Below are 21,711 nucleotides of genomic sequence, written 5' to 3'. Positions count from 1 at the left end.
CGCGCGGGTCGGGTTATACGAGGGTCCGGTCGTCGGACCGGGACGCGGGCGGCGTCGGCGCCCCGCCCTCGGACGCGCCGCCTTCCCCGCCGGACTGCGCTGGCTGGGTGGAGCGGTGACCGGGCCACCAGGCGCGCTGGCCGAGCAGCGTGGTCAGGGTCGGCACCAGCAGCACCGCCATCACGAAGGCGGAGAGCAGGATGCCGAAGGCGACCGCGAAGCCCATCTGCTGGAGCATGGAGTTCTCGGCGAGCATCAGGACGCCGAAGGTGCCGGCCAGGATCACCGCGGCCGCCGAGATGGTGGGCGTGGAGGCGGTCACCGCGCGGCGAACCGCCTCGCGCGGGGTGCGGCCCCGCCCGATCTCCTCCCGCAGCCGGGCCACCATCAGGATGTTGTAGTCGGTGCCGATCGCCACCACGAAGAGGTAGACGATCACCGGCAGGGTGAACAGCAGGCCGTTCTTGCCCATGCCGTTCTGGAAGAGCCAGACCGTGGCGCCGAGCGTGGCACCGAAGCCGAGGGCGACGGACACCATCAGGTACAGCGGGGCGACCACGCTGCGCAGCAGCAGCCCCAGGATGATCATGATGGCCAGGCCGGCGGCCGGGAACACCACCTTGTAGTCGTGGTTGACCGCCGTACGGATGTCCGACAGCACCGCAGTGGTGCCGCCGACCAGCGCTCTGGTGCCCTCGGGCGCGGCCCGGTGCGCGGCGTCCCGCAGCGGCCCGTCGACCAGCGCCAGCGCCTTGTCCTCGGTGGGCCGGTGCTCGAGCACCACCGCGTAGTTCGCGACGGAGCCGTTCGCGCCGGGGACGGCCGGGGAGACGTCACCGACCCCGTCGACCGCGGCCAGCGCCGAGCGGTACGCCTCCAGCTGCGCCGCGTCCAGCGCGGAGCCGTCCTTCTTCTCCAGGAGCACGGAGGTGGGGTCGGTCTGCCCGGCGGAGAAACCGCGCTGCAGGTCCTTCATGGCCCGCACGGACTCCAGGTTCTGCGGCATCGAGCTGTCACTGTCGAACTCGGCGTGGAAGCTGAGCACGCCCACCGCGAGGACGGCGAGCACCGCGGAGGTCAGCGCCGCGATCCCGGCCGGCCGCTTGGCGGCCAGGGCGCCGACCCGGGCCGCCAGGGCGTTCTTCGGCTCCTTGCGCCAGGCCTTGGACGGCCAGAACGCCTTGGTGCCCAGCAGCGAGAACACCGCCGGCACCAGGGTGAGCCCGGCCAGCAGCGCCACCGCCACCGAGATGGCCAGCGCCGGCCCCATGGACCGCAGCATGCCCATGGTGGACAGCAGCAGCGCCAGGAAGGCCACGATGACCGCACCAGCCGCCGAGGCGATGGTCTCGCCCACCAACGCGACCGCGCTGATCATGGCGTGCTTGGGGTCCTGCCCGCCGCGCAGCTGCTCGCGGTAGCGGAACAGCAGGAAGAGGATGTAGTCGGTGCCGACGCCGAACAGCACCACGATCAGGATCGCGGAGATGGAGGCGTCGGACTTCAGGCCGCCCAGCTCGGAGGCGGTCGCGATCAGCCCGGTGGCCACCGCGAACGCCATACCGATGATCAGCACCGGCAGCACCGCGATCAGCGGGCTGCGGAAGATGATCAGCAGCAGCACGATGATGAGGACCAGCGTGGCCGACATGATCATGGCGTCGGTGTCGCCGGAGGACTCCCGGGAGTCCAGCGCGCTGGCCGCCTGCCCGGTGATCCCGAGCGAGAGGTCCGTGCCCGCCAGCAGCGACTTGGCCTCCACGCGCAGCTGCTTGACGGACTCCGACAGCTCCAGGTCGTACGGGTCCTTGACGTCGGCCACGATGCTGGCCAGCGCGATCTCGCCGTTGGGGGAGACCGCCTGCGGGCTGCTCTCCACCCGCTTGATGTGCTCCAGGCCCTTGTCCTGCAGCCCCGCCGCGACCTTGGCCACCGCGGCCTTGTCGGTCTCGGTGAGCGCGCCGCCGTCGGTCCGCCGGAACACCGCGATGGCCGCCGGCGCCTCATGCTGGGGGAACGCGCGCTCCTGAGCCTTCGCGGCCTGCACGGACTCGTAATGGGAGGGCAGGAAATCGGCCTGGTCACTGGTGGCCTTCAGCTGCGGGGCGAAGACGCCCAGAGCCACGGCGGCTATCAACCAGAACGAGATGGTCACCCAGGGCCGGAGGACGGCGAAACGTCCAATCCGTCCGAACATGAGACTCCTTCACAACAGTTGCGGCATACGGATGTTCCCGGGAGCGTAGGCAGCGGGCGCGCGGCAGCGGCCGGACGCTGTCCGGTTGCTGTCACGCGCCCCCGCCCCCGGGGGTCCGTCAGGAGCAGCCGCGCTGCCAGTTCCAGCCGATGAAGGTGTTCCGCAGCTGTACGTCGAAGCGGCAGGTGGCCGTACCGTCCGCCTTCAGCTCCACCCACGACTGGTGTGAGTTGGCGTACGTCTTCCCGGACAGGTCGAAGATCCCCTTGTACGTGAAGTCGGCCCGCGCCTCGGTGCGCGAGAGAGCGCAGTCGGCGGCGCAGTCGGTGTCCTTCGTGGCCGACTTCAGCGACCAGCCGGCGTTCCACGGCTCCCGGTTGAAGCCCTGCGTCACCGTGGTGGCCGCCGAGGTGATCCGGCCGCCGTCGGTGGTCCACTGCGAGGTGGAGTAGACGCCGGTCATCCGGATGTTGCAGCAGTCGAACATCTCGTTCCAGCTCTTCAGCTGGTGCGTCGTGGCGGCCGCCGCGGCGGGCCCCTGGGCCGCGGCGGCGCCCTTCGCCGTTCCCGCCGGCACCAGCTCGACCTTCCCGAGGCGCGGGGTGCAGTCGGCGCCGATCGTCACCTGCTGGCGTACGGCCATCCCGGCCGGCGGTGCGGGCAGCTCGCCCGACAGCCGCACCTCGCCGCAGGACTCCCCGCCCGCGGGAGCCGTGACGGCCCGGGCGGCCGTGTCCGGCAGCTGCGCGGCGGTGGCCGGAACGGCCGTCAGCATCAGCGCGGCGGCGGCGAGCACAGCGGCGCGCGTGATTCGGTTTCGCAATTCCCCAAGCCTTCCCTCGTCGGATTCGAGGGGGAGCGTAGGGGCTGGCCGAACCCCGTCGGCCGGGCCGCGCCAGGTTTGGCAGGAAGCTGACAACGGCCTGTTCAGCGTGGTGCGCAGGCCCTAGTGGCACCTTCATGTCAGCGCTGTTGCCCGGCTCCCCGGACGCGGCTGAGGCTTCTGGGACGAGAACGCTCACGCCGGACGCAGTCGTGAAACGCGGCGCGTCCCGTCCGCCCGTTCGCCGAGCAGAGGGGCACATCCCATGGGTGCTGGATCAATGTACGGGGCCGCGGCGGCATCCGTCGCGCCGGACCTGCCCGCCGCCCGCCTGCTCGGCCGGCTCGCCGCCGACGAACCCGAGTTCGAGGCCCGGATGCGCGAGGCGCTCGGCCGCGCCGAGAAGTGGCTGCAGTCCAGCGCCCACGACGCCCTCGACCCGCGGGTCGCCGCCCTCACCGGCCACCTCGCCGACGCCGGCGGCAAGCGCCTGCGGCCCCTGCTGGTGCTGCTCGGTGCCGAGTTCGGCGACCCCTGGGCCGACGGCGTCACCCAGGCCGCCGCCATCGCCGAACTCGTCCACATCGCCTCGCTCTACCACGACGACGTGATGGACGCCGCCGCCACCCGGCACGGGGTCCCCAGCGCCCACGCCCGCTTCGGCGAGCGCGCCGCCGTCCTCGGCGGCGACTGGCTGCTGGCCCGCGCCGCCCAGCTCGCCGCCGACCTCGGACCCGCCGCCGTCCACCTCAACGCGCAGGCCGCCGGCCGCCTGGTCGCCGGGCAGCTGCGCGAACTGGCCGGCCCCGGCCCCGACGAGGACCCGGTCACCCACTACTTCCACGTGGCCGCCGGCAAGACCGCCGCCCTGCTCGCCATGTCGCTGGGCATCGGCGCCGTCCAGGCCGCCGCCTCCGCCCGGGCGGCAGCCGCCCTCACCGAGTACGGCGAACAGCTCGGCATCGCCTTCCAGATAGCCGACGACCTCCTCGACCTGCGCGCGCCCGCCGAACTCACCGGCAAGGAACGCGGCAAGGACCTGCTGGCCGGCGTACAGAGCCTGCCGGTCCTGCTCGCCCGCGAGGGCACCGACCCCGCCGACGCCGAACTGCGCGGCCTGCTCGCCGCGGGCCCCGTCCCGCGCGCCGACGTGGCCCGCGCCCTGGACCTCTTCGAGCGGTCGAGCGCGCTCGCCGAGACCGAGGCCGTCATGCACCGCCGCCTCGACCGCGCCCGCGCGGCCCTGTGCGTGCTGCCCGACCTCCCGGCCCGCCGCGCCCTGCTCGCCCTCTGCGACTACGTCGCCCTCCGCACCAGCTGAACGCCAAGGAGCCGCACGCATGACCATGGCCGAACGGGTCGCCGAACTCGTCCGCATCCGCCAGGACGTCCTCGACGGCGTGCCCGCCGCGACCGACGCCCAGCACGCCAAGGGCAAGCTGACCGCCCGTGAGCGCATCGCCCTGCTGCTGGACGAGGACTCCTTCCAGGAGGTCGAACAGCTGCGCCGGCACCGGGCGACCGGCTTCGGTCTGGAGGCCAAACGGCCCGCGACCGATGGTGTGATCACCGGCTGGGGCACGGTCGAGGGCCGCACGGTCTTCGTGTACGCGCACGACTTCCGGATCTTCGGCGGCGCGCTGGGCGAGGCCCACGCCACGAAGATCCACAAGATCATGGACATGGCCATCGCGGCCGGTGCCCCGCTGGTCTCCCTCAACGACGGCGCCGGCGCCCGGATCCAGGAGGGCGTCAGCGCGCTCGCCGGGTACGGCGGCATCTTCCAGCGCAACACCCGCGCCTCGGGGGTCATCCCGCAGATCTCGGTGATGCTCGGCCCGTGCGCGGGCGGCGCGGCCTACTCCCCGGCGCTGACGGACTTCGTGTTCATGGTCCGGGACACCTCGCAGATGTTCATCACCGGCCCGGACGTGGTCCGCGCGGTGACGGGCGAGGAGATCACGCAGAACGGGCTCGGCGGCGCGGACGTGCACGCCGAGACCTCCGGCGTCGCGCACTTCGCGTACGACGACGAGGAGACCTGCATCGCCGAGGTCCGCTACCTGCTGTCGATGCTGCCCGCCAACAACCGCGCCGTCCCGCCCGCCGCGCCCTGCGACGACCCGGTGGACCGCCGTACCGAGCGGCTGCTGGACCTGGTCCCGCTCGACGGCAGCCGCCCGTACGACATGCGCGAGGTCATCGAGGAGGTCGTCGACGACGGCGAGCACATGGAGGTCCACGAACGCTGGGCCACCAGTGTCATCACCACCCTCGCCCGGCTCGGCGGCCAGGTCGTCGGGATCGTCGCCAGCCAGCCCCGGGCGCTGGCCGGTGTGCTCGACATCCACTCCTCCGAGAAGGCCGCCCGCTTCGTCCAGATGTGCGACGCCTTCTCGATCCCGCTGGTCACCCTGGTCGACGTACCCGGCTTCCTGCCCGGCGTGGACCAGGAGCACGGCGGCATCATCCGGCACGGCGCCAAGCTGCTGTACGCCTACTGCAACGCCACCGTGCCCCGCATCTCCCTGATCCTGCGCAAGGCGTACGGCGGCGCGTACATCGTCATGGACTCCCAGTCCATCGGCGCCGACCTCACGTACGCCTGGCCCGCCAACGAGATCGCCGTGATGGGCGCCGAGGGCGCGGCCAACGTGGTCTTCCGCCGGCAGATCGCACAGGCCGAAGACCCCGAGGCCACCCGGCAGCAACTGGTCAAGGAGTACAAGGCCGAGCTGATGCACCCCTACTACGCGGCCGAGCGCGGTCTCGTCGACGACGTCATCGACCCCGCCGACACGCGAGCCACCCTCATCACCGCACTCGCCATGCTCCGTACGAAGCACGCCGCGACACCGACCCGCAAGCACGGCAACCCCCCGATGTGAGGAGTGCCCGCCATGCCCGCCCCGACCACCGCCCCGGCCCCGGACCCGGCCACCGTCCCGGCCCCCGCCCCCGGCCCCGTCTCCGCTCTCGACGGGCCGCTGGGGCCCACCCTGTTCAAGATCATCAAGGGCCGGCCGACCCCGGAGGAACTGGCCGCCGTCGCCGCTCTCCTCAGCGCCCTCACCGCCGCCAATCCCACTCCCGCCACCCCCGCCCCAGCGGCCACACCCGCCGCCCGGTGGGAGCGGAGTGACCTCCTCCCCCCGGCCTCCTGGGCGGCCCGCCCCTGATCAGCCGCCCGCGTGGCAGTTTGCTGCCGCCCTCGTTGCGGCCCCCGAAACGCGACCTGTAACTCAGAGTGAAGGCGCGAACCGGTCGTTCGGGTACGACCGCGGCCGGAGCGAGGGAGGGCGGCGTGCTACAGCTGGTGTTCCGGATCCTGGGGCCGCTGGACATCAGCGCCGACGGGCGGCCGGTCGCCCTCCAGGGCGCCCGCCAGCGCACCATCATGTCCATGCTGCTGCTGGCCCCCGGCCGGGTGGTCTCCGTGGACACCCTCGCCGACGCCGTGTGGAACGGCAGCCCGCCCGCCACCGCCCGCAACCAGATCGCCATCTGCGTCTCCGCGCTCCGCAAGATCCTCAAGACGGACGCCGGCATCGACGACCTCCTCGTCACCAGCCACCCCGGCTACCTCCTGCATCCCGGCGAACACCGCATCGACGCCGTCGAGTTCGAGGAGCGCGCCGCCGAGGGCCGCGAGGCCGCCCGCCGCGGCCGCACCGAGGAGGCCCGCGCCCACTTCGAGGACGCCCTCGCCATGTGGCGCGGCCCGGCCCTGGCCGGCGTCACCGCCGAACGCGTCGAGGCCGAGGCCGAGCGCCTGACCGAGCTCCGCCTCGACGTGTACGAGCAGCTCACCGTCCTGCGCCTGGAGCTGGGCCAGCACCGCGAACTCATCGGCGAGCTCTCCGCCTTCGTCCGCGCCCACCCGCTGCGCGAGGCCGCCCTGGCCCAGCTGATGCTCGCCCACTACCGCTCCGGGCGCCGCGCCGAAGCCCTGGAGGCCTACCGGGACGGCGCCCGCCTGCTCGCCGACGAGCTGGGCATCGACCCCGGGCCCGCCGTCCAGCAGCTCCACGAGGACATCCTCGCCGACGCGCCCCAGCTGACCCTGCCCGCCGGCACCGGCGGGCAGGGCGCGACCGTCCCGGCCACCCCGCCCACCGCGGTCCCCGCCCACCTGCCCCCGGCCCCCGCATCCTTCACCGGACGCCACGGCGAACTGGCCGCCCTCGACCGGCTGCTGGACAGCGTCGGCGGACCCTCCCTGCCCATCGGATCGATCACCGGCACCGGCGGCGTCGGCAAGTCCGCCCTCGCCGTCCACTGGTCCCACCAGGTCGCCGCCCGCTTCCCCGACGGCCAGCTCTTCGCCGACCTCCGCGGCTACGACGAGGAGGAGGAACCGCGCAGGCCCGCGGCCGTCCTGGACCGCTTCCTGCGGGCCCTGGGCGTCCCCGGCCCGCAGATCCCCGCCGACCAGGTCGAACGGACCGCCCTCTTCCGCAGCGTCCTGGACGGCCGCCGGATGCTGATCGTCCTGGACAACGCCCGCTCCTACCAGCAGATCCGGCCGCTGCTGCCCGGCAGCTCCACCAGCTGCGTGCTGGTCACCAGCCGCGACAGCCTCAGCAGCAGCCTCGCCGGCGACTACGCCCTCGTACCCCTGCACCTGGGCTCCCTGGGCCAGGACGAGTCCGTCACCCTGCTCGCCCGGGTCGCCGGCGACGACCGGCTCGCCGCCGACCCCGTCGGCGCCGCCCGCCTGAGCGAGCTCTGCGACCGCCTGCCGCTCGCCCTGCGCATCGCCGCCGCCCGGCTCGCCGCCAAACCGCACTGGACCGTCCGTACCCTCGTCTCCCGCCTGGAGGACCAGCACCGCCGCCTCGACGAACTCAGCCTCGACGCCCGCGGTGTACGCGCCGGCCTGCGGCTGAGCTACCGGGACCTGCCCGCCGACACCGCCCGCATGTTCCGCCTGCTGGGCTCCCTCAACGTCACCGAGTTCTCCGCCTGGGCGGGCGCCGCCCTCCTCGGCATCGACCCCGTCGACGCCGAGGACCTCATCGAGCAGCTCGTCGACGCCCAGCTCCTGGAACCCCTCAGCGCCAGCGCCGGCCACGTCCGCTACCGCTTCCAGGACCTCCTGCGCCTCTTCGCCCGCGAGTGCGGGCTTGCCGAGGACGGCGAGGAGGAACTGCGGGCGGCCCTGCGCCGTGCCTGCGCCGTGTGGCTGGGACTGGCCAGATCCGCCCACCGCCGGGTCTACGGCGGCGACTACACCGTCGTCCCCGGCCCCGAGCGGTCCGGCGACCTGCCCGCCCGCCTCGCCGCGGAACTCGTCGAGAACCCCATGGAGTGGTTCGAGTCGGAACGCGCGGCCATCACCGGCCTGATCCAGCAGGCCGCCCGCGACGACGAGTCCGGCTACGCCTGGGACCTCGTGATGACCAGCGTGACGCTCTTCCAGAACCGCAACTACCTGGAGGACTGGCGCGAAGGCGCCGAAGCGGCCCTGGGCGCCGCGCGCCGCACCGGCGACGTGCTCGGCGAGGCGGCGATGCTCCAGTCCCTGGGCACCCTGGAGATCATCCAGTACGAGCACCGGGGCGCGTACGAGCGACTGGGCCTGGCCCTGCGGCTCTTCGAGGAACAGGAGCAGGACGCCGGCCGGGCCCTGGTCCTGCGCAACCTGGCCTTGTGCGAACGGCTCTTCGGCGACTTCGACCGCGCCGCGCGCACCGGCCGCCGCTCACTGGAGATCTTCCGTTCCGTCGGCGACCCCTACGCCGAGGCCCACGTCCTGGGCCTGCTCGCGCAGATCGAACTCGAACGCGGCGACGCCCAGGCCAGCCTGATGCTGTCGGCGGAGGCCGTGGCCCGCAGCCGCGACCTGGGCACCGTACGCGGCGAGGCGCAGAGCACGGTACGGCTCGCGGAGGCCCTGATCCACCGGGGTGAGGGGGAGCGGGCCGAGGAGGCCTGCCGGCGGGCCCTGGAACTGGTGCTCGGCAGCGGCGACCGGCGGGGCGAGACACACGTCCTGCGCGCACTGGGCGAGGCGCTGTGGTGCCAGGGGAAGTTCGAGGAGGCGGAGCCGGTACTGCGCAGTGCGCTGCTGGCCGCGGAGCAGGTGCCGGACGTCTATCTCCAGGCACGGGCGGCCGTCGTACTCGGCTGCGTGCGGGCGCTGCGTGCGGACCGCAGCGGCGCGGCGGGCACGTTCAGGCATGCGGCTGACCTCTTCACCGAGGTCGGCGCGGGAAGCTGGCGGAGGCGGGTCGACGCCCTGCTGGTGGCGCTCGCGGAAGACGGACCGGCCGACTCACGGCGGCTCTTCGCGCTCGTACAACCCTGACGGCGGCCCCCTCGGCGGTTCGGCTCAGGTCCACGGGTCGTCCTTCGACGCACCGGCGGGGGCCGACGTCCACGGGTCGTCCTTCGACGCACCGGCCGGAGCGGCGGTCCACGGGTCGTCCTTGAGCACGGCCCCGGCCCGCACCGACGTCCACGGGTCGTCCTTGGCGACAGAGGCGGCCGCGCGGTCCCCCCATGGCGTCATCCCCTGGTCCACCGCGACCGCTCCCATCGCAGCGACGAGTACGGCCACCGTCGCCGCGAGCCGGCCCACCGGGGCGACCGTGGCGGTGCGGGCGGTCCTGCGAGCGGTGTGGATCATGCGGTTCATGGTGTCCTCCGTGCGGCCGGTGTCCGCCGTGGGCCGGTGCCCTGCGGTACGCCACGAACGCTACGGAGCCCGCGTTTTCACGCGCTTTCAAAGCGCTTTCGCCCACGCGAAATCGAACCGGAAGCGATGAAAAACCGCAGGTCAATACCGTTTTCGGGAGCGGTCCGCGAGCAGGAGCGGGCCATTGCCAACGGCGGGGGACCCTCATGGACTTCAAGCTCCTCGGACCCGTGGCGGCCGAGCGCGACGGCCGTCCGGTCGCGCTGGACGGTTCCAAGCAGCGCACCGCGCTGGCCGCCCTGCTGCTCGCCGACGGCCAGGTCCTCACCGACGAACGGCTGACCACCCTGCTGTGGGGCTGGGACCCGCCCGCCACCAGCACCAGCCAGCTCTACACGTACGTCTCCCGGCTGCGCACCCGCCTCGGCCCCGGCCACGGCCTGCACCGCCACGGCGCCGGCTACCGCATGGACACCTCCGCCGCCACCGTCGACTGGCACGCCTTCCAGCGGCTCACCGCCGACGGCCGCGCCGCCCTGCGCGCCGGCCACCACGCCGACGCCGAGCGCCACTTCGCCCAGGCCCTCGCCCTGTGGCACGGCCCGGCCCTGACCGACGTCACCGAACACCTCGCCGCCGCCGAGGGCCCCCGCCTGGCCGAGGCCCACCTGGCCGCCACCGAGGACCACACCGAGGCCGCCCTCGCCCTCGGCCGCGACGGCGAACTCGTCCCCGCCCTCACCCGGCAGGTCGGCCGCCACCCGGTCCGCGAACGGCTGCGCGCCCAGCTGATGACCGCCCTCTTCCGCTGCGGCCGCCGGGCCGAAGCCCTGGCCGTGTACGAGGACGCCCGCAGCACCCTCGCCGAGGAACTGGGCATCGACCCGGGCCCGGAACTGCGCACCCTGCACCACCAACTCCTGACGGACACCCTCCCGCCCCCGTCCGCCGCCGCGCCCGCAGCAGTCCCGCCGTCCGCCACCGCACCGCCGACGCCCGGTCCCGCCCTCCCGCCTGCCCCCGGCCCGTCCGCCGCCGCTCCCGCTCCCGACGCCCTGCCCGCCGGGTCCGCATCCCCGGCTGCCGTCGGCGCCGTTGCCGTTCCCGCTGCCGATGGTGTGCCCGCCGGGTTTGCTGCCGCCCCCGGCGCCGGGCCCGCCCTCCGGGCTGCCGTCGGCGCGGTTGCCGTTCCCGCTGCCGATGGTGTGCCCGCCGGAGTTGTTGCGGTTCCCGGTGCCGGGCCCGCCTTCCCGGCTGCCGCCGGTGCCGGCGCCACGCTCCCGGCCGTCGAGGGCGTTTCCACTGCCCCCGGCGCCGCCGTTCCCCTTCCCGGCGCCGCCGTCTGCGTTCCCGATGCCCATGGGGCCGGTGTCGGACCCGCCGCCGACGGAACCGCCGCCGGCGCCGCTGTCCCTGCTGCCGCTGCGGCGTCTTCTCCTGCCACGGCACCCGCTCCCGCGCAGGGAGCCGCCGCGGCATCGTTCCCCGCCCCCCTCCCGGCCGGGCCCTCCGCCCCGTTCCCCGCGGCGGTCCCGCAGGGCACCGCGGGACCTGCCCCCGCCTCGCTCCCCGCGGCCCCCCGGGACTTCACCGGCCGCCGCCCCCAGACCCGGGACGTCCTCGACGCGCTCGCCGCCCACCAGGACGTCGCCATCACCGGAGCCCCGGGCACCGGCAAGTCCGCGCTCGCCCTGTGGGCCGCCGAACACGCCCGCGCCGACTTCGCCGACGGCCAGCTCTACGCCGACCTGCGCACCCCCGACGGCGCCCCCCGCACCCCCGGCGACGTGCTCGGCGGGTTCCTCCAGGCCCTCGGCACACCGCCCGACCGCATCCCCGCGGGCCCCGCCGAACGCACCGCCCTCTACCGCACCCTGCTCGCCGGCCGCCGCATGCTGATCGTCCTCGACAACGCCACCGACGACACCCAGGTACGCCCCCTGCTCCCCGGCGGCGGCCGGGCCCGTACGGTCATCACCGGCGTCCGGCCCGCCCTGGCCGCCCTCGAGGGCACCCGCCTGATCCGGCTGGGCCCGCTGACCCCGGCCGAGGCCACCGGCCTCCTCGCCCGGATCGCCGGCATCCCGCGGCTCGCCGCCGACCCCGAATCGGTCGCCCGCATCGCCGAGTACTGCGACCGCCTCCCCCTGGCCCTGCGCATCGCCGCCGCACGCCTCGCCGACCGCCCCGACCGGCCGCCGGCCCGGCTCGCCGACCGCCTCGCCGCCGAGGACCGGCGGCTGGCCGAACTCCGTATCGGCAGCCTCGACATCACCGCCGCCCTGCGCCCCGCCCTGGACGCCCTCGACAGTCCCGAGGCGGCGGCCCTCGCGGCCCTGACCACCACCGGTCTGCCCGTCCTGACCCCCCTGGACGCGGCCGCCCTGCTCGACCTCCCGCTCCCCGAGGCCGAGGACACCCTGGACCGCCTCGCCGACGCCCGCCTGCTGGAACCCCTGGCGACCGCGGACGCCTGCCCCCGCTATCGCCTGCTCCCGCTGGTCCGGCTGCTGGCCGCCACCCGCGTCCTCACCGCGTAACCGGCCTTCACCGCGTAACCGGCCCTCATGCTCCCCGGCCCGGTCCTCACGCCGCCCGGCCCGGTCGTCACCCGACCGGGCCGCTCGCGTTGCCCCCGCGCACCGGCCTCACCCGCACCCGCCGGCGTGGCCCTCGTCCAGCCCGTACGTGGCGATGTAGCCGTTCTCCGCGGTGCCCTGCGTGGCCAGCTCGTTCAGCGCGTCGACGTAATCCGCGAGGATTTCCGCCCACGGCGTCGCACCGTCCCGCAGCAGCAATTCCTGATCCATTGCCGCGCCGCGCTCGATCTCGGTCAGAACGTCGAGGGGGTGCTGGACCTGGGGCGTCTCGGACATGTCATTTCCTCCTGTTGGTTCGGGCCCCTTTCCGGCCCCGCACCAACAGATTCGGCGCACCCCCTGTACACGATGTCCGCGGAATCCAGCGCCCCCCGTACAGGTGCGATACAGGCGCCCTATAGGGGAATCCCCGACCCTTCCCCCATGGACGCACCCACCCCCATCACCCGCGTGCTGATCGCCGGCGGAACCCTCACCGCCTGGATCGCCGCCACCCGGCTGGCCTCGGCCTTCCGCGACACGGTCGAGGTCACGGTGCTGGAAACCCCCCACCGCCCGACCGCCCAGGTCACCGCACTCGCCGCGACGGCGCAGCGCGACCTGTTCGACCACCTAGGCATTCCCGAGAACGTATGGATGCGGGCGAGTGCGGCGTCCTTCGACGCGGCCGTCACCTACGACGTGACGCCCGCCGCGGATGAAAAGCGGACCGCGCCCCGGTCCCCGGCCTTCATCCCGCGGAACGCGGTGGAACCGGACTGCGAGGGATTCCCCCTCACCCACGTGTGGAATTACCTGTACGCCACCGGACGGACCCGCACACCCGTCGACGAGGCCTGTTTCCGTGAAACCCCGCTCCTCGCCGCCGGGAAATCCCCGCGCTGGCTGGACGGCCGCTCAGCCTTTTCCTACGGGTGGCACGCCGACACCGGAATGCTGACCCATTTCCTGCGCGCGACGGCGGTACGGTCCTGCGGCGTACGCATGCTGACGGGCACTCTCCGGGGCGGCGCCGAGCGCGACGAGCACGGCATGCTGACCGCCCTGCACACCACCCGCGGCACCTTGTACGCCGACCTCTTCCTCGACTGCACGGGCGCCGACCGCCTCCTGATCACCGGGCTCCTCGCCGAACCCTTCACCAGCGACGCCGACCACGTCCCCACCGACACCGCGGTCACCCTCACCCTCCCCCGGGAGGCGGGCGCCCGCACCGTCGAGCCGTACACCACCGCCACCGCCGTCGAGCACGGCTGGACCTGGCGCCGCCCCCTCCTGGACCGCACCGGCGCGGGCCTGGCCTACGCCGCCGCCCGCACCACCCCCGACGAGGCGGCCCGGACCCTCCTCGCCACCCTCACCCCGCAGCAGCGGGAGCCGGCCCTCACCCACACCCCGTACCGGCCGGGCCACGTCCGCCGCCCCTGGGCCGGGAACTGCATCGCCCTCGGCGCGGCCGCCTCCGTCGTCGATCCCCTGGCCGAGGACCACGCCGCCACCCTCGTCCTCCTCGACCGCCTGGTCCGCCACTTCCCGTCGGCGGCCGCCCGCGAGGCGCCCGCCGCCCGCTTCAACGAGGCCGCCGCCCACCACCACGACCACGCCGTGGCCCTCACCCAGCTCCGCTACCCGACCACACGGCAACCGGCCCCGACCCCGACCACGACCCCCTTCACCCTCACCCCCTGCACCCCCACCCCCTGCACCCCCACCCCCCTCACCCTCGCCACCCTCGACGCCCACCGCCACGGCCTCGCGCCCACCCCCGACGAACTCCCGCTGCGCACCCTGCTGCTGGCCCTCACGCCCCACACGGCCGGCCCGCCCCCGGCCCTGGCCCACCACCCGCACGCCCTGCGCACGGCCGCGGACCACTTCGCCCGGATCGAGCGCCACCAGCGCACCCTCCTGGAGACCCTCCCCCCGGCCCACGCCTACCTCACCCGGCTCCACGGCCCGGCCGCCACCCGGACCCGCCCCGCGGCCTCCCCGCAGCGGGACCGGGCGTACTGATCACGAGCGTTGCCGACGGTGGTCGGACTCAGCCGGGCGTCGCCCGCGCGCGGCACAGTTCGATCAGCCGCTCCCAGGCCGGCACCGGCCTGCCCGTCTGCGCCGCCATGAGGGTGACCGCGACGAGGGCGTCGAGCGCCAGGACGGGTTCGGCGCCGGCGTCCGCCTGCGGCGCCCGGAGCCCGCCGAAGGCGTTCACCTCGTCCGCGAGCCGCTCCAGACGCGGATCGTCGCGCTCCCAGCCCGCCGCCCGGTCGGCCGTCAGGTACAGCCGCCGGAAGGCGGGGTCCTCGAACAACGCCTGCTTCTGCCGCGCCCACCCCGGCACCTGGTCGGGGTGCTGGGCCGCCAGCAGGATCCACGTGTCGCGCTCGGTCCGTACGCTCTGCGGGCTGAGCCCCATCTCCCGCAGCCGCTCCAGCAGGAGCACGACCTCCTCCGGCAGGAACATCCGGTCCCCGGCGGACAGTTCGGCGATCCTGCCACGGCGCCGCTCCAGCTCCCGGACCTGGCCCACCAGCTCCTCGTCGATCGCGGCGACCGACACCGCGAACTCGTCGGCCGGGGCGCGCATCAGCTCCTCGATGCGCGCCAGCGGCACCCCGGCGTCCGCCAGGGTCCTGATCCGCACCAGCGCGACGATCGCGTCGGCGCCGTAGCGCCGGTAGCCCGAGACGTCGCGCTCCGGCTCGGGCAGCAGCCCCTTCTGGTGGTAGTGGCGGACGGCCCGCACCGTCACACCGAGATACGTCGCCACCTGGCCGATCGTCAGCACCGCACGTCCCCCCGCACATTCGTCGGCCGCAGCCGCTTGACCTTGACCCTGCGTCAGGGCCGGACGATCTCCTCACGAACACGGCGACGAGACCGTGCTCGACGGACCACACGGACAAGGACCCCATCATGCTCAACCGAATCGTCCCCGCGGGAACCCGGGCCGCCCTCACCGCCGCGGCCGCCGCCCTGACCGCCCTCGCCGTCGCCGCCCCCACCGCGTCCGCGTCGACCGCGTCCGCGACGACGCCCCGCCCCGACCACGCGGCCGCCCAGCGCGTGCTGGACCGGGCCGTGGCCGACGGGGGAGTGCCCGGCATCGTCGCCGAGCTCCGTGACGGCCGCGACCGCTGGACCGGTACGGCGGGAGTGGCCGACACCACGACCGGCCGCGAACGCCACCCGCGGGACCGTTTCCGCATCGGGAGCACCACCAAGACGTTCACGGCCACCGTGCTGCTGCAACTCGTGGCCGAACACCGCCTGACCCTCGACGACCCGGTGCGCACCTGGGTCCCCGAGGCGCCCGCGGACGTGACCGTCCGCCAGCTGCTGGGGCACACCAGCGGCATCCCGGACTACGTCACGGACCCGGTCATCGTCTCCCGCAGCGTGGGCCTGCCGTTCCTGGAGCACCGCTTCGACAGCTACCGCCCGCAGGACCTCGTGGCGATCGCGCTCTCCCGCCCGCCCGTCTTCGCGCCGGGCACGCGCTGGGCGTACTCCAACACCAACTACATCCTCGCCGGAATGGTCGTCGAACGGGTGACCGGCGGGCCGCTCGCCGACGCCATCGCCCGGCGCATCACCCGCCCGCTGGGCCTCACGGCGACGTACCTGCCGCGCGGCGACGACCCGGGGATCCACGGCCCCCACGGCCGCCACTACTCGAAGCTGATGCTGAGCGCCCCGGACGCGGGCGTCCACGACGTGACCGAACTCAACCCGTCCTGGGGCTGGGCCGCCGGCGGCATCGTCTCCACCACCGGCGACCTCGACCGCTTCTTCGGCGCGCTCCTGGGCGGACGCCTCCTCCCGCCGGCCCAGCAGGAGGAGATGTTCACCATGCTGCCCACCGAGAACTGGATCCCCGGCACCACGTACGGCCTCGGCGTCTCCTCGGTACGGCTCGATTGCGGTGCGACGGTCTGGGGCATGGGCGGCGCCGTCAACGGCTCGTGGACCTTCACGTACGGCACCCGCGACGGCCGCCGCGTGCTCTCGGTCAACGTCAACGGCGACTGGAACGACCCGATCGCCACCTTCACCGACCTCCTCGGCACCGAGTTCTGCCCGACCGCCTGAACCCCCGACTAACCGCCGGCCACCACGGCCCGTGCCAGGGCCACCAGGTCCGGGATCGCCGGGTGCGCCGGCGGACCGGCGCGCCAGGCCAGCACGACCGGCACCGGCGGCGCGTCGGTCAACGGCCGGTAGGCGATTGCCGGATGCGTGTGCATCCGCGGCGTCGCCGCCGTCGAGATGCCCACCGCCCGGCCCACGGCGATGGCGGTGAGCCACTCGTCCGTATTGGTCACCTCGATGGTCGCCGCCGGGCGCGCGTGCGGCGGCCACAGGTCCAGCGTGGTCGTCCCCGCCACCGTGTTCAGCGCCACCGGCCACGCCGCGATGTCCGCCAGCGTCAGCGACTCCCTGTCCGCGAGCTCGCTGCCGGCGGGCACCACGGCGACCCGCTCCTCCTCCAGCAGCCGCACCGTGACGAGACCCGGTTCCGCCAGCGGCCCGCGCAGCAGCGCCACGTCCACCGCGCCCTGCGCGAGCCCGGCGAGACGGTCGTCGACCCGGCGCAGCTGGAGCGGAACGCCGGGATGCCGTTCGTCCCAGCGCCGCAGCAGCGGGATGGTGTGGTCCCCGAGCGCCGCCCACGGATGCCCGAGCCGCAACGGCCACGCCGTCAGCGCGCCCGGGTCGAGCGCCGCGTCGACGGCGGCCACGGCCGCGGCGGCCTTGTCCCGGAACGTCCGGCCCTGCGCCGTCAGCTCCAGGTGGTGCGTGGACCGGTCGACCAGGGTCACGCCCAGATGCGTCTCCAGCTGGCGCAGCGTACGGGACACCGCGGGCTGGCCGGTGTGCAGCCGCGCCGCGGCCCGCGTGATCGTGCCCTCGTCGGCGATGGCGAGGAAGGCCCTGAGGTGCCGCAGCTCGATGGTCATGCCTGCCAAGCATAACCAGTGAGCAAAACGGCATTTCACACCGTACGCCCGCATCCCTACCGTCGATCCCATGACACCCCCGCCCCCGCCCGCGACCTCGGCCCCCGCGACCTCGGCCCCCGCGCCCCCGAAGCCCACGACCCTCCCGCCCGACACCCCCCGCCCCACGGCCGGCCGCGTCACCGGAATCACGCTGGTCCTGGCGGGCATGGTCTCGGGACAGTTCGGCTCCGCGCTCGCCGCCCTCCTCCTCCCGCGCGCCGGCGCCCTCGGCGTCGTCGCCCTGCGCGTGACCCTCGCGGCCCTGCTCCTGCTGCTGGTCTGCCGCCCGCGGCTGCGCGGCCACGGCCGTACGGACTGGTCCGTGGCCGTCGCCTTCGGCCTCGCCCTCGGAGGCATGAACCTGCTCTTCTACCAGGCCATCGACCGGATCCCCCTGGGCCCGGCCGTCACCCTGGAGGTCCTCGGCCCGCTCCTGCTCTCCGTGGTGATGGCCCGCCGCGCCCTCAGCCTGCTCTGGGCCGCCCTGGCCCTGGCCGGGGTCGCCCTCCTCGGCGGCGGCGCCGGCGGCGACGGCCTCGCCTTCGGCGGACTCGACCCCGCGGGCGTCGGCTTCGCCCTCGCGGCGGGCGCCCTGTGGGCGGCGTACATCGTCCTGGGCGCCCGCGCGGGCGCCCGCTTCCCCGGCCTCGACGGCCTGGCCGTCGCCCTGGCCGTGGCCGCTGCCCTGACCCTCCCCCTCGGCATCGGCTCGGCCGGCACCACCCTGCTGCGGCCGGACGTCCTCGGCCTGGGCCTGGCGATCGCCGTGCTCTCCTCGGGCCTGCCCTACGCCCTGGAACTCCTGGCCCTGCGCCGCCTCCCGCCCGCCACCTTCGCGGTCCTGACCCCCCTGGCCCCGGCCCTCGCCGCCCTGGCGGGCTTCCTGGTCCTGCACCAGACGCTCTCACCCCTCCAGTGCGCGGCGATCGCCCTGGTCGTCGCGGCCACTACGGGCGCGTCCCGCACCGCCCGCCCCGGCACACCGGGCGGTCGCTCTGACGGCCGGCGACCTCGGTCGCCCCGATCGTGACGAACCGTCCGCCGGGGGTGTGGACGGTGAGCTCCACCTCGGGGTGGAGAACCTCCAGCAGCCGTTCGAACCGGCCCTCGCGGGCCGCGGCCAGGAACGCCCCGACCACCTCGCGCCGCTGCCGCCGGTCGCTCGCGGTCCGCCGGGCGGCCTGCACCTTCCTGCGGGCGCGGCTGGTGAGCATCTTGGTCGCGTCGGCGGACCTGCCGAGGATGGTGCCGATCTCCCCGTGGGGCACGGCGAACACGTCGTGCAACACGAACGCCAGGCGCTCGTCGGGGCGCAGCGAGTCCAGGACCGTCAACAGCGCCAGGCCCACCGAGTCGCCCGGCGCCACGAGCTCGTCCGGAGCCGGACCGTCGTCGAGCGTCACGGCGAGGCCGGACAGCTGGTCGTCGAGGGGGACCGTCGGGCGGGCACGGCCCGAGCGTCTTCAACCGGATCAACCGCACCATCAAGGAACCGGCCGGCCGGACCTGGGGCTGAACCCGGCGCGGCTCTCACCCGCCGGCCGCGCGGCGGGGAGAGCCGCCGCCGGTCCGCGTCGGTGAGGGTGCCGGCCCCGACGCGGCGGCGAGCTGGTCGCCGAGCGGGCTGCGCCGGTACAGCACCTGCCGGCCGTGCCGGGCCCGCGTCACCAGCCCCGCCGCGTGCAGCACCCGCAGGTGCTGCGAGACGGCGCTCGGCGTGACCCCCAGCCGCCGCGCGAGCTCGACCGTGGCCAGTGGCTCCGCCACCAGGTCGAGCAGCCGGGCCCGCGCGGCGCCGAGCAGCGGAACCAGCCCCGCCCCCGTACCCTGCCGCCGCCCGTCGCCCGCGACCGGCACGGGCGCCCACAGCGTCGCCACCCCACGACTCGGGTACAGCAGCGACGGCGGCTCCTGCGGATCGACCGGCGGCGCCGGCTTGTGCGCGAACACGCACGGGACGAGCAACAGCCCCCGCCCCGACGCCCGCACCCGGTGCGAGCTCAGGTTCTTGTCGACGTGCAGCACCCCGTCGTGCCACCGCAGATGCGGATGGATGTCGGCGAACAGCAGCCGCGCCCCGCCCATGGCCAGCCGCCGCGCCCGGTACGTCATGTCGGCCTCGACCACGAGCCGGATCTGCGACCACAGCGGCCCCACCGCGATCTCCCAGTACCGGCGGAGCAGTTCGCAGACGCGGTCGCGGAGCGCGGCGGCGGCGGCGTCATCGCCGTCGACGGCCGCCCGCAGCGGCGCGGGCAACGGCTCCGGCGCGTGCGCCGCCAGCAGGTCGCGGCGCACCACCGCGGGCGGGGTACGCCGTACGAGCGCGAGCTCCTCCTCGAACGCCGGCTCGAACCGCGTCGGCCGGGGCGTCACGAAGTCCGGCAACGTCAGCCGCACCGCCACCAGGGACATCAACAGCCCCATGTCGTACGCGTCCCACGCCTCCAGCGTCGCGAGCACGGACCGCCGCCACGGCAGGTGCAGCGCCGACAGCCCCGGATCGCGCAGCACCCGCAGGCTCAGCACCGTCTCGCTCAGCGGCGATACGGCGAACCGCGTGTCCGCGAGCTCCTCGACACCCAGCTCGATCCTGACCATTAAGCCGCACGCTACATCCATTGGCGGCGCGCCACCGCTGCCGTGAACTTCCCCCATGCCGCCGACACCCTCGTCCCCTCCGTCCCCTTCATCGCCTTCCCGCAGGGCTGCCGGATGAGCCGCCGCCTGGTCCTCCTCCTCTCCCTCACCTGCGCCGTCGCCGTCGGCAACCTCTACTTCCCGCAGGCCATCGGCCCCCTCATCGCCGACGGGCTCGGCGTACGCCCGGACACCGCCACCCTCGTCGTGACCGCCACCCAGATCGGCTACACCGCCGGCATGGTGCTGCTCGTCCCCCTCGGCGACCGCATCCGGCACCGCTCGCTCCTGGTCGTCCTGCTCACCCTCACCGGCCTCGCCCTCCTGGCCGCCGGCTGCGCTCCTGCACTCCCGCCCCTGGTCGCGGCCAGCGCCCTGGTCGGGCTGACCACGGTGGCCGCCCAGATCATCGGCCCGCTGGCGGCCGGCCTGGTCGCGCCCGACCACCGCGGGTCGGTGCTCGGCACCCTGCTCAGCGGATCGACCGGCGGCATGCTGCTCGCCCGTACGTTCAGCGGCACGCTCGGCGAGTGGCTCGGCTGGCGCGCCCCGTACCTGGTGGCCGCGGCGGTCGCCCTCACCTTCGCGGCGGTCCTCGCGTACGCCCTCCCGCGCACGCCCCCCGCCCCGCGACCCGCCACCCGCTACGCCGCCTTCCTCACCGAACCCTTCCACCTCCTGCGCGCGGAACCGGGCCTGCGCCGCTCCTGCCTCTACCAGGCAGCCGTATTCGGGGGCTTCTCCGCGATCTGGACCAGCCTGGCCCTGCTCCTCACCGGCCCCGCCTACCACCTGGGAGCCCAGGCCGTCGGACTGCTCGCCCTGGTCGGCGCGGTCACGATGCTCTGCACCCCCTACGCCGGCCGCCTCGTCGACCGGCACGGCCCCGACCCCGTCAACCTGGTCTCACTGCTGGCGGTCCCGCTCTCGGCGGCGGTCCTCGCCCTGGGCGCCCGCGGCGGCACGGCGGGCCTCGCCGCCCTCGTGGCGGGCACCCTGCTGCTGGACGTCGCCCTGCAGTGCGGCATGGTCGCCAACCAGTCCCGCGTCTACGCCCTGCGCCCCGACGCCCGCAGCCGGCTCAACACCGCCTACATGACCTGCTCCTACCTCGGCGGCACCGCGGGCTCCTTCCTCGGCGCCCACGCCCACACCACCTTCGGCTGGCCCGCGGTCTGCACTCTGACCGCCCTCCTGGCCACCCCGGCCCTCACCCACCACCTCACCCGTCGCCGCCCCCGCCCCGGGCCCCGCCCCGAGCCCTGCCCCGAGCGCGGCCCCGAGCGCGGCCCCGAGCCCCGCCCCACGCCGGACGCCCACGGCAGCCGGCGGGCGGAACGCCCGGTCAGCGGGCCGCGGTGAACACCTCCTCGTCCGCCCCGTCGAGGATGAACCCGTTGTCGAACCGCACGCGCACCGTCACGCGCGGCCCCCGTTCCCGGAAGGCGCGCCACTCGGGTTCCAGAGCGGCGACCTGCTCCTCCAGTTGCTTCCTGCTCCCCGGGGGCATGTCGCGGCCGTAGGCGTCGAGCAGGGACCCCAGCCGCTCGTACTCGCGGACGCCCTCGCTCGCCCGGTGGTGCTCCACCACCCGCTCGACCGTCCCCTCCGTGCCCTCGGCCAGCGACAGGAACCCCATCACCAGCCCCGACACCTCGACCGGATCGGTCAGCCGGGTGTCGGCCGCCAGCTTCACCCGCTGCCCTTCCGTCCACGTCATCGCCACTCCCTCGGCCGTCCTCACGCGTGTGCTGACACGTGTGCTGACGCGACGGTAACCCGCTCCCTCACCCCCAGCCTCCTGAACT

Annotated in this window: 17 protein-coding genes and 1 pseudogene; 9 read left to right on the top strand and 9 right to left on the bottom strand. The window is 74.6% G+C overall.

Annotation, left to right across the window (positions count from 1 at the left end; translation table 11 throughout):
* Window positions 1-13 precede the first annotated feature (13 nt).
* Window positions 14-2,197, bottom strand: a complete 2,184-nt coding sequence (locus ACZ6KO_RS33595) for an MMPL family transporter (protein WP_469307765.1) — start codon at window positions 2,195-2,197, stop codon at window positions 14-16.
* A 118-nt stretch (window positions 2,198-2,315) separates the two neighbouring features.
* Window positions 2,316-3,020 carry a hypothetical protein gene (locus ACZ6KO_RS33590; protein ID WP_469307764.1) on the bottom strand — a complete coding sequence of 235 codons (705 nt, stop codon included), beginning with the start codon at window positions 3,018-3,020 and terminating at the stop codon, window positions 2,316-2,318.
* A 265-nt stretch (window positions 3,021-3,285) separates the two neighbouring features.
* Between ACZ6KO_RS33590 and ACZ6KO_RS33585 the strand changes: the two genes are divergently transcribed.
* The 4 genes from ACZ6KO_RS33585 (at window position 3,286) to ACZ6KO_RS33570 (ending at window position 9,330) form a co-directional block, all read left to right on the top strand.
* Window positions 3,286-4,341 (top strand): polyprenyl synthetase family protein, encoded by a 1,056-nt coding sequence (locus ACZ6KO_RS33585; protein WP_469307763.1) that lies wholly within the window; start codon window positions 3,286-3,288, stop codon window positions 4,339-4,341.
* Between the two features lie 19 nt (window positions 4,342-4,360).
* Window positions 4,361-5,908 carry an acyl-CoA carboxylase subunit beta gene (locus tag ACZ6KO_RS33580; RefSeq protein ID WP_469307762.1) on the top strand — a complete coding sequence of 516 codons (1,548 nt, stop codon included), beginning with the start codon at window positions 4,361-4,363 and terminating at the stop codon, window positions 5,906-5,908.
* A gap of 12 nt (window positions 5,909-5,920) precedes the next feature.
* Entirely contained in the window at window positions 5,921-6,199 is a 279-nt protein-coding gene (locus ACZ6KO_RS33575) for an acyl-CoA carboxylase epsilon subunit (protein WP_469307761.1), read from the top strand.
* Between the two features lie 125 nt (window positions 6,200-6,324).
* Window positions 6,325-9,330 carry an AfsR/SARP family transcriptional regulator gene (locus tag ACZ6KO_RS33570; protein ID WP_469307760.1) on the top strand — a complete coding sequence of 1,002 codons (3,006 nt, stop codon included), beginning with the start codon at window positions 6,325-6,327 and terminating at the stop codon, window positions 9,328-9,330.
* Between the two features lie 24 nt (window positions 9,331-9,354).
* Here the strand turns inward: ACZ6KO_RS33570 and ACZ6KO_RS33565 are convergent, their stop codons facing one another.
* Window positions 9,355-9,651, bottom strand: a complete 297-nt coding sequence (locus ACZ6KO_RS33565; protein WP_469307759.1) for a hypothetical protein — start codon at window positions 9,649-9,651, stop codon at window positions 9,355-9,357.
* A gap of 215 nt (window positions 9,652-9,866) precedes the next feature.
* Between ACZ6KO_RS33565 and ACZ6KO_RS33560 the strand changes: the two genes are divergently transcribed.
* Window positions 9,867-12,200, top strand: a complete 2,334-nt coding sequence (locus ACZ6KO_RS33560) for an AfsR/SARP family transcriptional regulator (RefSeq protein ID WP_469307758.1) — start codon at window positions 9,867-9,869, stop codon at window positions 12,198-12,200.
* Between the two features lie 108 nt (window positions 12,201-12,308).
* Here the strand turns inward: ACZ6KO_RS33560 and ACZ6KO_RS33555 are convergent, their stop codons facing one another.
* The gene (locus ACZ6KO_RS33555; RefSeq protein ID WP_469307757.1) at window positions 12,309-12,536 is read right to left on the bottom strand and encodes a DUF6269 family protein; all 228 of its coding nucleotides are present in this window, start codon (window positions 12,534-12,536) and stop codon (window positions 12,309-12,311) included.
* A gap of 147 nt (window positions 12,537-12,683) precedes the next feature.
* Between ACZ6KO_RS33555 and ACZ6KO_RS33550 the strand changes: the two genes are divergently transcribed.
* Window positions 12,684-14,273 carry a tryptophan 7-halogenase gene (locus tag ACZ6KO_RS33550; RefSeq protein WP_469307756.1) on the top strand — a complete coding sequence of 530 codons (1,590 nt, stop codon included), beginning with the start codon at window positions 12,684-12,686 and terminating at the stop codon, window positions 14,271-14,273.
* Window positions 14,274-14,301: 28 nt separating this feature from the next.
* On the opposite strand, the gene ACZ6KO_RS33545 is transcribed toward ACZ6KO_RS33550, so the two are convergent.
* Window positions 14,302-15,030, bottom strand: coding sequence for a MerR family transcriptional regulator (locus ACZ6KO_RS33545; protein ID WP_469307755.1), 729 nt, complete (start codon window positions 15,028-15,030; stop codon window positions 14,302-14,304).
* Window positions 15,031-15,176: 146 nt separating this feature from the next.
* On the opposite strand from ACZ6KO_RS33545, the gene ACZ6KO_RS33540 reads away from it, so the two are divergent.
* Window positions 15,177-16,352 (top strand): serine hydrolase domain-containing protein, encoded by a 1,176-nt coding sequence (locus ACZ6KO_RS33540; RefSeq protein ID WP_469307754.1) that lies wholly within the window; start codon window positions 15,177-15,179, stop codon window positions 16,350-16,352.
* Between the two features lie 8 nt (window positions 16,353-16,360).
* Here the strand turns inward: ACZ6KO_RS33540 and ACZ6KO_RS33535 are convergent, their stop codons facing one another.
* Entirely contained in the window at window positions 16,361-17,221 is an 861-nt protein-coding gene (locus ACZ6KO_RS33535; RefSeq protein WP_469307753.1) for a LysR family transcriptional regulator, read from the bottom strand.
* A 70-nt stretch (window positions 17,222-17,291) separates the two neighbouring features.
* Here ACZ6KO_RS33535 and ACZ6KO_RS33530 point away from each other — a divergent pair, with 70 nt between their 5' ends.
* Window positions 17,292-18,293, top strand: coding sequence for an EamA family transporter (locus ACZ6KO_RS33530; protein WP_469307752.1), 1,002 nt, complete (start codon window positions 17,292-17,294; stop codon window positions 18,291-18,293).
* Here ACZ6KO_RS33530 and ACZ6KO_RS33525 read toward each other — a convergent pair.
* Window positions 18,262-18,723, bottom strand: a pseudogene (locus tag ACZ6KO_RS33525) (sigma factor-like helix-turn-helix DNA-binding protein); the annotation flags it as partial. The gene ACZ6KO_RS33530 and the pseudogene ACZ6KO_RS33525 sit on opposite strands and share 32 nt — an antisense overlap.
* Window positions 18,724-18,793: 70 nt before the next feature.
* The gene (locus ACZ6KO_RS33520; protein ID WP_469307751.1) at window positions 18,794-19,864 is read right to left on the bottom strand and encodes an ArsR/SmtB family transcription factor; all 1,071 of its coding nucleotides are present in this window, start codon (window positions 19,862-19,864) and stop codon (window positions 18,794-18,796) included.
* A gap of 42 nt (window positions 19,865-19,906) precedes the next feature.
* Here ACZ6KO_RS33520 and ACZ6KO_RS33515 point away from each other — a divergent pair, with 42 nt between their 5' ends.
* Window positions 19,907-21,265, top strand: coding sequence for an MFS transporter (locus ACZ6KO_RS33515; protein ID WP_469307750.1), 1,359 nt, complete (start codon window positions 19,907-19,909; stop codon window positions 21,263-21,265).
* On the opposite strand, the gene ACZ6KO_RS33510 is transcribed toward ACZ6KO_RS33515, so the two are convergent.
* Entirely contained in the window at window positions 21,249-21,623 is a 375-nt protein-coding gene (locus tag ACZ6KO_RS33510; RefSeq protein WP_469307749.1) for a hypothetical protein, read from the bottom strand. The two genes, ACZ6KO_RS33515 and ACZ6KO_RS33510, sit on opposite strands and share 17 nt — an antisense overlap.
* Between the last annotated feature and the right edge of the window lie 88 nt (window positions 21,624-21,711).

It is taken from the genome of Streptomyces sp. NPDC042102, from assembly GCF_055582305.1.
The sequence above is the reverse complement of the archived record's forward strand: the minus strand, read 5'-3'. Positions and strand labels throughout refer to the sequence as shown.